The organism is Flavobacterium aquidurense (assembly GCF_001404985.1).
Lineage (GTDB): Bacteria > Bacteroidota > Bacteroidia > Flavobacteriales > Flavobacteriaceae > Flavobacterium > Flavobacterium aquidurense_B.
Window position 1 is genome coordinate 120,584 of the sequence record NZ_JRLF01000010.1, and the last position, 13,522, is coordinate 134,105.

Below are 13,522 nucleotides of genomic sequence, written 5' to 3' on the forward strand. Positions count from 1 at the left end.
AAAACCTGTCGGGTTTACTTTATCTATAATTTAAAATCTTAGAATCTCAGAAACTTAGATTCTAAGATTCTTAGCAACTTACTTCACAAAATCAATTGCCTTAGCCAAAGCCTCTGCAATTCCGCTTGCATTTTTACCTTTTCCGGATGCGAAGAAAGGTTGTCCTCCCCCATTTCCTTCAATATATTTTCCTAATTCTTTGATAACTGCATTTGCGTTTAGGCTTTTGCTTGTTACCAATTCTTTAGAGATATAACAGTGAATATTTGGCAAACCATCTTCTATAGAAGCTAAAAACACAAACGAATCTGCTTTTGAACTTCCTAATACAGAAGCTAATTCTTTAGTCGATGCCATACTTAAATCTACTTGTTTAGCAAGGAAATTTACTCCGTTTACTTCTTGAAAATCTTTCTCCAGTTCTGATTTTAAAGCGCCAACTTTTTCTTTTAATAATTGCTCGATTTGCTTTTTCAATTTAGCATTATCATCTTGAAGTGAAGCAACAGATTTTAAAATATCCTGCGGATTCTTTAATGTCTCTTTGATTTCAGATAAAGTATTCTCTTGATTTTTATAGAAATCTTTTACTGCATCACCTGTAATCGCTTCAATACGACGAATACCAGCTGCTACTGCTCCTTCAGAAATAATCTTGAAATGCCAGATTTCTGCTGTGTTTTTCACATGAATTCCACCGCAAAGTTCTTTACTGTCACCAAATTCAATCATACGGACATTATCTCCATATTTCTCTCCAAATAAAGCCATTGCACCTTTATCCAATGCTTCTTTAATCGGAATATTTCTGTGTTCTACTAATTGTAGTTGTGCTTCAATTTGTGCATTTACACTTGCTTCTACCTGACGTAATTCTTCCTCTGAAACTTTAGAAAAATGCGAAAAGTCAAAACGCAAATAATTTGGATTTACCAATGAACCTTTTTGCTCTACATGAGTTCCAAGAAGGTTTCTTAAAGCCAAATGCATCAAATGCGTAGCCGAGTGATTTTTAGAAGTTGAACCTCTTAAATCAGCATTTACTTTTGCAACAAAACCAGCTTCGATATTCTCAGGTAATTGTTTTGCAAAATGTAAAATCAAATTGTTCTCTTTCTTTGTATCAATGATTTCAATCGTTTCGTTTGCCGAAACTAAAGTTCCTTTATCTCCAACTTGTCCTCCTCCTTCCGGATAAAATGGTGTATTATCTAAAACAATTTGGTATAAAATTCCGTCTTTTTTAGAATCTACTTTACGAATTCTGGTAATTTTTACCTCATTCTCTACCTGATCGTAACCAACGAAAGTTTCTACATTTCCAGGGATCAAAACTGACCAGTCTTCTGTTGAAACTTCTGATGCAGCGCGTGAACGATTTTTTTGTTCCTGCATCGATGTATCAAATTCAGCTTCGTTAAAAGACATTCCTTTTTCTTTCAGGATCAAAGCCGTCAAATCTTTCGGAAAACCAAAAGTATCGTATAATTCGAATGCTTTTGCTCCGGGAACTTCTAAACCTTTAGTCTGCGCAATTACATTGTCTAACAATTGCAAACCCTGATCAAGAGTTCTCAGGAAAGAAGCTTCTTCTTCGCGAATTACATTGGTAACCAATTGCTGTTGCGATTTGATTTCCGGGAAAAATTCCCCCATTTGGTTTGCCAAAACTTCTACCAATTTATTGATAAAAGGTTCTTTTGTACCTAAAAATGTAAATCCGTAACGAATAGCACGACGCAAAATTCTACGAATTACATAACCTGCTCCGGTGTTTGATGGTAATTGTCCGTCAGCAATTGCAAACGCAACCGCACGAACGTGATCTACTACAACACGAATTGCAATGTTTGTTTTATTTTGTTCTTCTGAGATGTTTTTTACCTCGTCAGATGTATATTTTAAACCTGTAATTTGTTCTACTTTTTCGATAAGCGGAGTAAAAACATCCGTATCATAATTTGATGTTTTTCCTTGCAAAGCCATACACAAACGCTCAAATCCCATTCCGGTATCTACGTGTTGTGCAGGAAGTTTTTCTAATGAACCATCAGCTTTACGGTTGAATTCCATGAATACATTATTCCAGATTTCAACTACTTGAGGATGATCATTATTTACCAGACTTTTTCCTGAAACTTGTGCTTTTTCAGCTTCTGAACGTAAATCAACGTGAATTTCTGAACAAGGTCCGCATGGTCCCTGATCTCCCATTTCCCAGAAATTGTCCTTTTTATTTCCAAGGATAATTCGGTCTTCATCGATTAATGTTTTCCAGATATCCCAAGCTTCCTGATCAAAAGGAACATTATCTTCTTTGCTTCCTTCAAAAACCGAAACATATAGATTTTCTTTCGGAATTTTATACACTTCTGTCAATAAAGTCCAAGCCCAGTTGATTGCTTCTTTTTTAAAATAATCTCCAAAAGACCAGTTCCCTAACATTTCGAACATGGTATGGTGATACGTATCAAAACCTACATCTTCAAGATCATTATGCTTACCTGAAACACGAAGACATTTTTGCGTATCGGCTATTCTTTTGCTTTTTGGGGTTCCGTTTCCTAAAAAATATTCTTTAAACTGGGCCATTCCCGAGTTATTGAACATTAAGGTTGGGTCATCTTTAAGCACAATAGGAGCCGACGGAACGATTAAGTGTCCGTTGCTTTTAAAAAAATCTAAAAATTGTTTACGTACGTCTTGTGATTTCATGTTATAATTAGAAATGTGATAATTTGATAATGTGTCAATTAGATAATTTACTTTATCTGAAAATATGTTAATGTTATTTTTTAATTAGAAACTTACCATTCAAAACAATAAATTTCACTTTAAAAACATTATCTAATTATCAAATTTACACATTATCTAATTCTATTTTATTCTTGAAAAAAGCTTCGAACAACTGAAACATTTATTAAATTTGTTCGACTAACTTATTTTACAAGCTGCAAAAATAGGGTATTTTAAAATATGGCGAAAGTAAAATATTATTACGACTCAGAAAATCTGGCTTATACGAAAATAAAAACCAGAAAACGGGCTAAAATTGGCTACGCTTTGCTGTTTTTGCTGGCATCGGCGTTGTTTGGTTTTTTAGTTTTTGTACTTTTAATCAACACTTCTTATTTCGAAACTCCAAAAGATCGATTACAAGCACGTGAAATTGAAAATTTGAAGCTGCAATATGCGATTTTAAACAAAAAAATGGATGAAATTGATGATGTAACCGAAGCTTTAGAAAATAGGGACAACAATATTTACAGGGTTTATTTTAATAAAACCGAAATTCCGGATTCGATTAGAAAAGCAGGTTTTAGAGATCCTAAACGTTATAAAGATTTAGAAGGGTACAACAACTCACAGTTGGTATTGAATACGACAAAACGCATTGACAAATTGTCAAAAGAATTAGCCATACAATCGAAATCATTAGATGAAATTTTGCAATTAGCAAGTACAAAAGGAAATTTATTATTGGCAATTCCTGCAATTCAGCCTGTCAGGAATGAGAATTTAAAACGAATGGCATCTGGTTTTGGATATAGAACTGATCCGTTTACAAAAGTGCGAAAAATGCATAACGGAATGGATTTTACAGCAAATACAGGTTCTCCCGTTTATGCCACAGGCGATGGCGTTGTAGAAAGAGCAGATGCGGCGGCTTCAGGATTTGGAAATCATGTTGTGATCAGGCACGGTTTTGGATACGAGAGTTTATACGCTCATTTAAGTAAATACAACTGCAGAGCCGGTCAACATGTCAAACGTGGCGATGTTATTGGTTATGTAGGAAGTACAGGAAGATCTGAAGGTCCTCATTGTCATTATGAAGTTCATAAAGACGGAAAAGTCGTAAACCCGCTGAATTTTTATTACGGAAATATTTCGGCAGTAGAATATGTGGCAATTTCACAAATGGCAAACCAAGAGAACCAGTCATTAGATTAATCCTCCAAAAAGTAGTATTTTTGGAATTAAAATAGAAAATTAAAAATCATGCACATTGAGCTTTCAAAGGATAAAAGATATTATAGCATTGGCGAAGTTGCCAAAGCTTTTAATGTCAATGCATCATTGATACGGTTTTGGGATAGCGAATTTGATATTTTGAAACCTAAGAAAAATGCCAAGGGCAATAGAATGTTTACGCCGGAAGATATTACCAACCTTCAATTGATTTATCATTTAGTTAAAGAAAGAGGTTTTACACTGGATGGCGCGAGAACACATCTAAAAGAAGGACAAAAGAAAACATTAGATAAATTCGAAATAATACGTAAATTAGAGACGATAAAAACGCAATTAAACGAAATCAAAAACGAATTGTAATTAAAAATAGAAATAAACTTAAATCAAAACGAATATGAAAAAATGGTTAATCCCCGTAGGAATTATAGTAGTACTTATTGCTATTATTGCTTTTTGGTCAATTGGAATTAAAAATACTGGTTTGCAAAAAAATCAGGCAGTTAATAAAGAATGGGGAAATGTGAGTACTACTTACCAAAGAAGAAATGACCTTATTGGAAATTTAGTAAACACTGTAAAAGGAGCTGCAGATTTTGAGAAATCAACATTAACAGCTGTAATCGAAGCTCGTGCAAAAGCTACTTCTGTAACTATTGATCCAAGTAATGTAACTCCGGAACAATTAGCGCAATACAACCAGGCACAAAGTGGTGTATCTTCATCTTTGTCAAGATTGTTAGTTTCTGTTGAGCAATATCCAACATTAAAAGCAAACGAGAATTTCTTAAAATTACAAGACGAATTGGCAAGTACAGAAAACCAAATTTTAACAGCAAGAACTCGTTTTAATGAAGCTGTACAAGATTACAATGGTTACATTCTTGCAATTCCAAATAACTGGTTTTTAAGCTACAAAGAAAAACCATATTTTGAAGCTGTTGCAGGTGCTGATAAACCAGTTGAAGTAAAATTCTAAATTTAGATTGTTAGATCATCAGACTTCTTAACATCTAAGATTTAGTCTAATAATACAACATCAATAATCTATCCTGATAACATCAGGACTAAAACAACTCCAATGTCAAAAGTAGAAGATTTTTTAACCAAGGAAGAAGAATTAACCATTGTTGAAGCGATTCGCGTGGCCGAAAAAAATACTTCTGGCGAAATTAGAGTTCATATAGAAAAAACAACTTCTAAAGTTCCTTTTGACAGGGCTTTAGAAGTTTTTTATGAATTAAAAATGAATGAAACCCAACAACAAAACGGGGTTTTATTTTACTTTGCCGTAGCAGATAAAACTTTTGCTATTTGTGGTGATAAAGGCATAAATGATGTGGTTGCATCAGATTTTTGGGATTGTACCAAAGATGCCATGATCGCCCAATTTAAATTAGGAAACTTTAAACAAGGTATTGTAGATGGTATATTAAATGCCGGTGAACAATTAAAAAAATACTTTCCGTGGTTTGAAGGTGACACGAACGAATTATCAAACGAAATCTCAAAAGGATAAACAATGAAATTTTCCAAAAACAAAATATCTTATTCAAAAGGACTTTTTCAGTTTACCTTTTTGCTAATCGCTTTTTTTACCACCAATTGCATTTTTGCGCAATTTACAATTCCTGAAAAACCAAGTTTTCAAACTTCTGTTTATGATTATGCGAATATTTTAAGTGCGTCTGAAAAGGCACAATTGGAAGAAAAGCTTATTCGTTACTCAGATTCTACCACAACGCAAATTGTAGTCATTACAATCGAAAGTCTAAAAGGCGAAGATGTGAGCCAGTTAGCTACAAAATGGGGACAAACCTGGGGAATTGGAGGAACTGCAAAAGATGATAACGGAGTCGTTATTTTATTGGCTAAAAACGAAAAGAAAATCGCAATTAATCCCGGATACGGAGTTGAAGACCGATTGACTGCCGGAATTGGAGGAACCATAATTAGAAATATTATTATTCCGGAATTTAAAGCCGGAAGTTTTTATAATGGCCTAGATAAAGGAACTGATGCTATAATTGATGTTTTTAAAGGAAAATTCAAAGGCGAACGCAAGCAACAAAGCAAAGGAAAAGATTTTCCGATATTTCCTTTTATTGTAATTGTTGTAATTGTATTAATTTTACTGTCACGAAATAAAGGTGGCGGAGGAAATTCAGGCAATAATAGCGGTGGAGGTCCAAGCTTGCTTGATGTTATTCTTTTAAGTAGTCTTGGAAGAAGCAGCGGAGGCGGATTTGGCGGAGGTTTTGGCGGTGGCTCATCCGGCGGCGGAGGCGGATTTGGCGGAGGTTTTGGCGGAGGCGGATTCTCTGGTGGAGGTTCTAGCGGAGGCTGGTAAAAAACAAAGTCACAGTTTACAGTGACAGTTTTAAAATTTATAATTTACAATTAATAATTCAAGATAGATGTTATCACATAAAGCAAAATACGCCCTTAAGGCCTTACTTTATTTAGCAGAACAGGACGAAAATCATATTTCAAGAACTATAGAAATTGCTGAAGGAGCCAATATTCCTAAAAAGTTTTTAGAGCAAATTTTATTAGATCTAAAACGAGGACGTTTTGTGAGCAGTAAACAAGGAAAATTTGGCGGATATTATTTGATACGCTCAAAAAACGATATTACTTTAGCCGAAGTCCATCGTTTATTTGATGGTGCAATTGCGCTTTTGCCTTGTGCTTCATTAAACTTTTATGAACCTTGCTCAGATTGCAAAACCGAGGAAGAATGCAGTCTAAGACACGGTTTAATGATCATTCGTGATGAAACTCTTAAGGCAATGCAAGGCATTACAATAGCCTCACTTGTAAAGAAATAAAAAAATATTTTCTAATTCCTAGTAAATCTATAGAATTTACATATATTTGCAAAAAAAACAACAACCATTTCCAAAATTTTAACCCATGAAAGTAAATTACAATCGATCAGGTTCTAAAAATCTTTTGCAAAGAAACCAAAATAATGATTTCACTTCTGTGAAAAACAATTCTTCTATGATGTGTATGTGCTGGTAAAAAAAATTTTAATTTAAATTCTACTAATCACATATACTTAATATAAAAATGAAAAATTCTATAAAAAATATATTTACAATACTATCCTTTTTAACTTTCTCAATATCATTTGCACAAAACATTGAAGGCGTCGTTAAAACAAGCGAAAACATTCCACTAGAAGCTGCTAACGTTGTTATTAAAGGAACAACTTCTAATACCACTACAGATAGCGACGGAAGATTTATTATTGACAGTAAAGGAAAACTTCCGGTTACTATTTTAATTCAGTACGTTGGGTATAAAACTACAGAAGTAGAACTTACTGCTATACCAACTGCGCCGTTACAATTAACAATTAAAGAAGAAAATGAACTTATTGAAGTTGTTGTTTCTTCAAGACGAAGAATAGAAAAAGTTCAGGATGTACCAATTGCAATATCAGTTATTACAGGTAAGCAAGCAGAACAAACAGGAGCTTTTAATGTTAACCGTATCAAAGAACTAGTTCCATCTGTACAATTGTATTCTTCGAATCCCAGAAATACCGGAATAAACATTCGTAGTCTTGGTTCTCCTTTTGGACTTACTAATGATGGTATTGATCCGGGAGTTGGTTTTTATGTAGACGGGGTTTATTATGCTCGTCCTGCTGCCACTACTTTAGACTTTATTGATGTAGAACAAATCGAAGTATTACGCGGACCACAAGGATCATTGTTTGGTAAAAACACAACTTCTGGTGCCTTTAATATTACAACCCGTAAACCAAGTTTTACTTCAGGAGCTGATTTTGAAGTGAGCTACGGAAACTATAATTTTCTACAAGCTAAGGCATCCGTAACAGGAGCTTTAGGTAAAAAAGTAGCGGGTCGTTTATCTTTCTCAGGTACACAACGTGACGGTTTAATTGATAATGTTGCCACAGGAAGACCAACAAATACCTTAAATAATCAGGGAATTAGAGGTCAATTGCTTTGGACTCCAACACAAAATACTAATATTATATTAGCAGGAGATATTACAACTCAACGTCCGGACGGATATGCACAAGTTGTTGCCGGTGTTGCTCCTACACAAAGACCTGCTTATCGCCAGTTTGATGCTATTATTAAGGATTTGAATTATCAATTACCTAGTTTAAATGCTTTTGACCGTAAAATCGATCATGATACTCCATGGCGTTCCGGACAAGATATGGGTGGTCTTTCTTTAAACATTGATACAAAAATTGGTTCAGGAACACTTACTTCAACTACAGCTTGGCGTTTCTGGAACTGGGATCCGTCAAATGACAGGGATTTTACAGGATTACAGGTATTGGCATTATCTCAAAACCCAACAAGACAAACTCAATTTACGCAAGAGGTTCGTTACGCAGGTCAGCTTACAGAAAAAATCAGTGGAGTTGTGGGCGTATTCTTTATCGATCAAACCTCTCAAACAGATGGTACCGAGGAATCCGGTAATGCACAATGGAGATTTGCGCAAAGTACAACCAGTGCCTTATGGAAAACTCCGGGTCTTTTTGAAGGATACGGAATCAAAACTGATGCAAATATAAGAGCATCAAGCGCTGCAGTATTTGGACAAATTGACTGGGCTATTACAGATCGCCTGCATGTTTTACCAGGTTTAAGATATAATTTTGATAAAAAAGACGCGCATTATGCCCGTAAAACATACGGAGGATTACAAACTACTGATCCTGCATTATTAGCTTTAAAAAAATTAGTTTATTCTGATCAGGCTTTTGATTCCAGTACAGATAATACTGATTTTTCAGGAAACTTAACATTAACTTTTAAAGCTTCGGACAAAATCAATCTTTATGCAACTTATGCAAAAAGTTACAAACCGGTTGGTGTAAACGTAGCCGGACTTCCAACAGATGCAAAAGGCTTGCCTTTACTTGATCTTGCAGTAATCAAACCAGAGAAAGTAAATCATTATGAGGTAGGGGTAAAAACTTCTCCTTTTAGAAATTCAGTATTTAACCTTGCTTTCTTTAATACAGATATCAAAGATTTTCAAACTAACGTTCAGGCAGCTGAATTGGGTGTAAACCGTGGTTATCTGGCTAATGCTGATAAAGTACGTGTAAGAGGTGCTGAACTTGATGCTAGTTTTGTTATCAACCAACACTTAACTATTAATGGTGCTGCAACTTATACTGATGGTAAGTATGTGAAATTTACAAACGCTCCACTTCCGTTAGAAGAAACAGGTGCTCCGGTAGCTTTCAAGGATGTTTCCGGAACTGAATTACCTGGTGCTTCTAAATGGGCAGGATCTCTTGGAGGTGAACTTTCTAATAATGCAAAATTCTTTGGAAACTCAGGAAAAGCTTTTGTTGCTTTAGATTCTTATGCCCGTTCTGAATTCTCTTCAAGTCCTTCGGCTTCAAAATATTTAACTGTTCCCGGCTATGCTATTTTTAATGCCCGTTTAGGTTTCCGTGCTTCTCAGGGTTTATCGATTCACTTTTGGGGACGTAATCTTTTAAATAAAGATTATTATGAGCAATTATTGCCTGCAGGTGGAAACACAGGACAATATGCCGGTGTAATTGGAGATCAGAGAACTTATGGTGTTACTTTAAAATATTCACTATAAATAACATTTGGTTTAAATAGATGAACGAGGCAGGTTTTAAAAACTTGCCTCGTTTTTTTTATCCTGTAATCATCATAAAATCACAAAATTGAATTTAAAACGAATTTAAAAAGCAATCCACTTCTCTTAAGATATATCCTGATTTGTATATATTCGCAGCCTGAATTTATATCCACTGAATGAAGGTTCTTAGATTATTACTCTTTTTAGGCTTTGTAAGCCCTTTTTTATCGGCACAAAATAGTAAAAAGACAGATCAGCAGACTTTAACCTGGATTAGATACTACAATATTTTACCTATTACCCAAAACTGGGCAATTCATTCTGAGATAGACAATCGAAGTTTTCTGAATCCTGTTCATGAAAATTTATTTGTATTAAGAATTCAAGGAAGATACAGGGTTCTTAAAAACATTGATTTAGGTGCGGGTTTTGCCTATTTTAATGTCAATACGCAAGATCCTAAAGCTGATCCAGATTACTCTATTCCTGAATATCGCATACAACAAGATGTTACTTTTATCAATTATATTGCTAAAATTACATTTCACAATCGTTTTCAGCTTGAAGAACGCTTTATTCAGAAAGCCAATAAAACAGCATTACTTGACGAATTTTCCTTTGCTTACAGATTCAGATATCGATTACAATCGACTTTTGATCTTTGGAAAAAAGAAAGACGAAGCATAAAAGCAACTATTTCAGATGAAGTGATGTTTAATTTTGGGAAAGACAATAAAAAAAACATCTTTGATCAAAACCGATTTTATACCGCATTACGTTATCACTTTAATCCTGATATTGGTTTAGAATTAGGATACCTGAAAAGCTTCCAGAGGCGATCAAGTGGCATAGATTTTTATGACCGTGATATTATCAGACTTACTCTTTATCATAGAATAAAAAGAAGTCCTAAAAATTTAGAAAAAAAATAGTTCAATACAAAATCTCCAAATTGCAATACAAAAAAACCTCCGGTTAAAACCGAAGGTAAATTCAAAATAAAATCCTTATTTATTTTTGTGCTTAAAAAACTTAATGTCACAGTAAATTAATCTTAGGTTTTTAAACCTATTCCATTCTTTGTCTTTTCTTCGCTCCTTTTTCTGCCCCTGCAAAATTGCCAATTTTATAGGCTAACGAAAACATTACATAACGTCTTAAAACTGTATTTTCTTCGTCTCTAATAGAAGTTGCAGATATTGTTCTGGTTGCACTAAGGTTTTGATTTAAAACATCATAAACTTTTACTTTTGCATATAATTTTTTATCGAAAAAACCATATGACAAACTTGTATTCCATAAATAGAAATCTTTCTTAAAATCATCTGATATATTTGAATTGTAAGTATATCCAAAATCATTTCCCCAGATTAAATTCTCAGGCCAGTATGTTGTAGTCTGCAAATTAATTTTGTGCACGACATTTGAACTCGCATCTCTGGAGTAATTTTCATACTTTGATTGATTATAGGATAAATTATAAGATGGTGCAATGGTTAAAATCTCTCCGTAATCATATGATAAATATACTTTTGGAGTTATTGCTGTAGATTTTGCATTGTATAAAATTGCATTTGTAAATCCTTTATCAAACGAATAACTTGCATTTAAGCCCAAACCATATCTTAAACTATGTGCCCCGCTTTTGATTTGCTGATTCCAGTTTGCACCTACAGAAGCATTATATACTCCGGATATATTTACATATGTTGTATTTCTTTTTCCGCTTTCGTCATAAATTGAAGTCGATACAATATCATTATCATAATAATCTCCTTTTAAATACACACTATAACCTGAGCGGGAACGAAAATCATAATTTCTAAAATTAAAGTTTACACTATTTTTTTCTACCGGATGCAAATTAGGATTTCCAACAATTGTATTCAATGGATTATTAAGATTTATAACCGGCATTAATTGTGTTGCAGAAGGCAGTGCATTTGAATAATCATATTTAAACGACAAATTTTTAGAACGGCTGAATTTATATCTTAATAATGCAGTTGCAAAAGGCAATGCGTATTTTTTATTTAAATCTGTTGCGTTATTTAAATAAAGCGAATGATTATCAAAATTAATAATTGAAGTTCTGCTGTCAAGATTAAGTGTGAATTTATTTTTTTGCAAAGTAACGCCCACTTTTGGAGTAACAGAGTTTTGTGTTGAATTTGTATAATTACTTAAAGCCAGATTCAAGTCTGTATATTCTTGTGTTGCAGGATCAAAATTAAAAGTTCTTTCGTCATTTGCTGATGTTTTCCAGTCAAAATCAGAACCAAACCTAACTCTTAATGAATCTGTTATAGGTTCTGTGTATTCTATGTCAGCAGAATAAGAATCGCTTGTAGTTTTCTTTTTTGTATTTTGATTTCTCTGATCATTTGGCTTAGTGTCATCCTGATAAAAAATAGTTTCTGATACGTTTCTTGTATTAGAGTCACTATCTGTATTATTATTAGAGAAAACAAAACTTAAATTTCTAGATTTTTTTTCGAAAGTTTTATTAAAGTTAATCGCATTTCCAAAATTCGTGTTTTCACCTTCAGAATAGGAGTTCGAAGTACTTTCGTTTAGCGCATTTCCATTTTCATCCTCAGAAAAACTGGATGAAATTGCACTGCTGTTGGTACGCGATTGGCTTAACTTAGGCGTTACTACAATTCGCATTGACCGATTAATTTTATATTCTAATTCAAAATTAACATTGTTTCCTGTACTTTCGTTTCTTGTTTTAGAATCAGCTTCAGTGATAATATTTCCGGTTGGCAAAAAACTAAGCTGATTCGATTTACTGTCGTTTTTGTTTACTGTATTCGAAAAATTGTAGCTCCCCATTGCAAGCAGGTCTTTTGTCCAGTCATCAGAGTAATTAACCCCTAATAAATTCGACTGCGTAATTCCTTTTGCTCCACCCCCGCCAGATCCGGAATTTCCTCCTTTACTATTTCTTCCGCCTGCCATATTATCAAAAACATCATCCATAGAAAATCCTGTAGAATTGATATTGTTTGAAGAGGCCAGCAGACTTATCTTTTGTTTATTGTTGAAATAATTCAGATTTACGTTTGCTTCATAACGGTCATCTGTGCCATAACCTCCCATTACTTTTCCAAAATAACCTTTGTTTTTCTTTTCGTCGATAGTAATATTTATACTCGAAAAATCTGAAGTTGATTCTTGCTTGGAAAGTTCTTCTTTTTTGGTTTTAAAATCAGAAACCTGTATTTTTTTAATAATATCTGCCGGTAAATTTTTGATAGCTATAGCACCATCTTTATCAAAGAAAGTTTTTCCGTTTACCAATACCTGATTTACTTCTCGCCCGTTTACAGTAATTTTTCCGTCATTATCAACATCAAAACCCGGTAATTGTTTTAATAATGTTTCGACATTCGAATCCGGACGTACTTTATAAGAAGCTGCATTAAATTCTAAAGTATCTTTTTTGATGGTAATAGGAGCCGCTTCTGTCTTTATAACAACATCATTAAGGGCATTTACATTTTCGATCAAATATATCTTACCAAAATCCTTACTTTCAGTAAGTCCTTTGTATTCTTCAAAATAGGTTTGATATCCCATATAATTCACCTTTAAAAAAACAGGCTTCTCATATTTTTTAATATTCATTCTAAAATCCCCATTTTTATCTGTGGTAGCATATTCGATAACGGTAGAATCTTTGATTGTAGTAAAATAAACCGTTGCCAATTCTAAGGGCAGTTGAGTGTTAACATCAAGAACAGTCCCTCTTACGGTTATGTCGTTCTGAGCATTTGCAGTAAAGACGAAAAGAAAAAAAAGCGATAGAAATGAATAAATTTTGGTCATAAAATAGTACTTAGGTTAGTTAGATCAGTTAGACTACAAAAAAAGCAAAAGGTTTAATTGTAGATTTCACATTTATTCAAATAGTATGCCA

At 33.7% G+C, this 13,522-nt stretch carries 10 protein-coding genes; 8 read left to right on the top strand and 2 right to left on the bottom strand.

Translation table 11 applies throughout. The features are described 5' to 3' along the window. Positions 1 to 78: 78 nt before the first annotated feature. On the bottom strand, positions 79 to 2,715 hold the full coding sequence (alaS, locus tag RC62_RS09015) for an alanine--tRNA ligase (protein WP_055094703.1): 2,637 nt from the start codon (positions 2,713 to 2,715) through the stop codon (positions 79 to 81). Positions 2,716 to 2,976: 261 nt separating this feature from the next. Here alaS and RC62_RS09020 point away from each other — a divergent pair, with 261 nt between their 5' ends. The 8 genes from RC62_RS09020 to RC62_RS09055 all read left to right on the top strand — a co-directional run bounded on the left by RC62_RS09020 (position 2,977) and on the right by RC62_RS09055 (position 10,529). Further along, entirely contained in the window at positions 2,977 to 3,954 is a 978-nt protein-coding gene (locus RC62_RS09020) for a peptidoglycan DD-metalloendopeptidase family protein (RefSeq protein ID WP_055094705.1), read from the top strand. A gap of 48 nt (positions 3,955 to 4,002) precedes the next feature. Further along, positions 4,003 to 4,335: a MerR family transcriptional regulator gene (locus RC62_RS09025; RefSeq protein ID WP_055094707.1), complete on the top strand. Its 333-nt coding sequence runs from the start codon at positions 4,003 to 4,005 to the stop codon at positions 4,333 to 4,335. Positions 4,336 to 4,369: 34 nt separating this feature from the next. Beyond that, positions 4,370 to 4,951 (top strand): LemA family protein, encoded by a 582-nt coding sequence (locus RC62_RS09030; protein ID WP_055094708.1) that lies wholly within the window; start codon positions 4,370 to 4,372, stop codon positions 4,949 to 4,951. 102 nt (positions 4,952 to 5,053) lie between these two features. After that, on the top strand, positions 5,054 to 5,491 hold the full coding sequence (locus tag RC62_RS09035; protein ID WP_055094710.1) for a TPM domain-containing protein: 438 nt from the start codon (positions 5,054 to 5,056) through the stop codon (positions 5,489 to 5,491). A 3-nt stretch (positions 5,492 to 5,494) separates the two neighbouring features. Further along, the gene (locus RC62_RS09040) at positions 5,495 to 6,322 is read left to right on the top strand and encodes a TPM domain-containing protein (RefSeq protein WP_055094712.1); all 828 of its coding nucleotides are present in this window, start codon (positions 5,495 to 5,497) and stop codon (positions 6,320 to 6,322) included. Between the two features lie 67 nt (positions 6,323 to 6,389). Further along, positions 6,390 to 6,803, top strand: a complete 414-nt coding sequence (locus RC62_RS09045) for an RrF2 family transcriptional regulator (protein ID WP_055094714.1) — start codon at positions 6,390 to 6,392, stop codon at positions 6,801 to 6,803. A 244-nt stretch (positions 6,804 to 7,047) separates the two neighbouring features. Then, positions 7,048 to 9,594: a TonB-dependent receptor gene (locus RC62_RS09050; protein ID WP_055094716.1), complete on the top strand. Its 2,547-nt coding sequence runs from the start codon at positions 7,048 to 7,050 to the stop codon at positions 9,592 to 9,594. Positions 9,595 to 9,773: 179 nt separating this feature from the next. After that, positions 9,774 to 10,529 carry a DUF2490 domain-containing protein gene (locus RC62_RS09055; protein ID WP_055094718.1) on the top strand — a complete coding sequence of 252 codons (756 nt, stop codon included), beginning with the start codon at positions 9,774 to 9,776 and terminating at the stop codon, positions 10,527 to 10,529. Between the two features lie 136 nt (positions 10,530 to 10,665). On the opposite strand, the gene RC62_RS09060 is transcribed toward RC62_RS09055, so the two are convergent. Further along, positions 10,666 to 13,431: an outer membrane beta-barrel protein gene (locus RC62_RS09060; protein ID WP_055094720.1), complete on the bottom strand. Its 2,766-nt coding sequence runs from the start codon at positions 13,429 to 13,431 to the stop codon at positions 10,666 to 10,668. Positions 13,432 to 13,522: the final 91 nt, after the last annotated feature.

Excerpts from the sequence above, each read along its gene's own strand:
- RC62_RS09025 (WP_055094707.1), top strand. The coding sequence starts at position 4,003 with ATGCACATTGAGCTTTCAAAGGATAAAAGATATTATAGCATTGGCGAA.
- RC62_RS09050 (WP_055094716.1), top strand. The coding sequence starts at position 7,048 with ATGAAAAATTCTATAAAAAATATATTTACAATACTATCCTTTTTAACT.
- RC62_RS09030 (WP_055094708.1), top strand. The coding sequence starts at position 4,370 with ATGAAAAAATGGTTAATCCCCGTAGGAATTATAGTAGTACTTATTGCT.
- RC62_RS09040 (WP_055094712.1), top strand. The coding sequence starts at position 5,495 with ATGAAATTTTCCAAAAACAAAATATCTTATTCAAAAGGACTTTTTCAG.
- RC62_RS09045 (WP_055094714.1), top strand. The coding sequence starts at position 6,390 with ATGTTATCACATAAAGCAAAATACGCCCTTAAGGCCTTACTTTATTTA.
- RC62_RS09055 (WP_055094718.1), top strand. The coding sequence starts at position 9,774 with ATGAAGGTTCTTAGATTATTACTCTTTTTAGGCTTTGTAAGCCCTTTT.
- RC62_RS09060 (WP_055094720.1), bottom strand. The coding sequence starts at position 13,431 with ATGACCAAAATTTATTCATTTCTATCGCTTTTTTTTCTTTTCGTCTTT.
- RC62_RS09020 (WP_055094705.1), top strand. The coding sequence starts at position 2,977 with ATGGCGAAAGTAAAATATTATTACGACTCAGAAAATCTGGCTTATACG.
- alaS (WP_055094703.1), bottom strand. The coding sequence starts at position 2,715 with ATGAAATCACAAGACGTACGTAAACAATTTTTAGATTTTTTTAAAAGC.
- RC62_RS09035 (WP_055094710.1), top strand. The coding sequence starts at position 5,054 with ATGTCAAAAGTAGAAGATTTTTTAACCAAGGAAGAAGAATTAACCATT.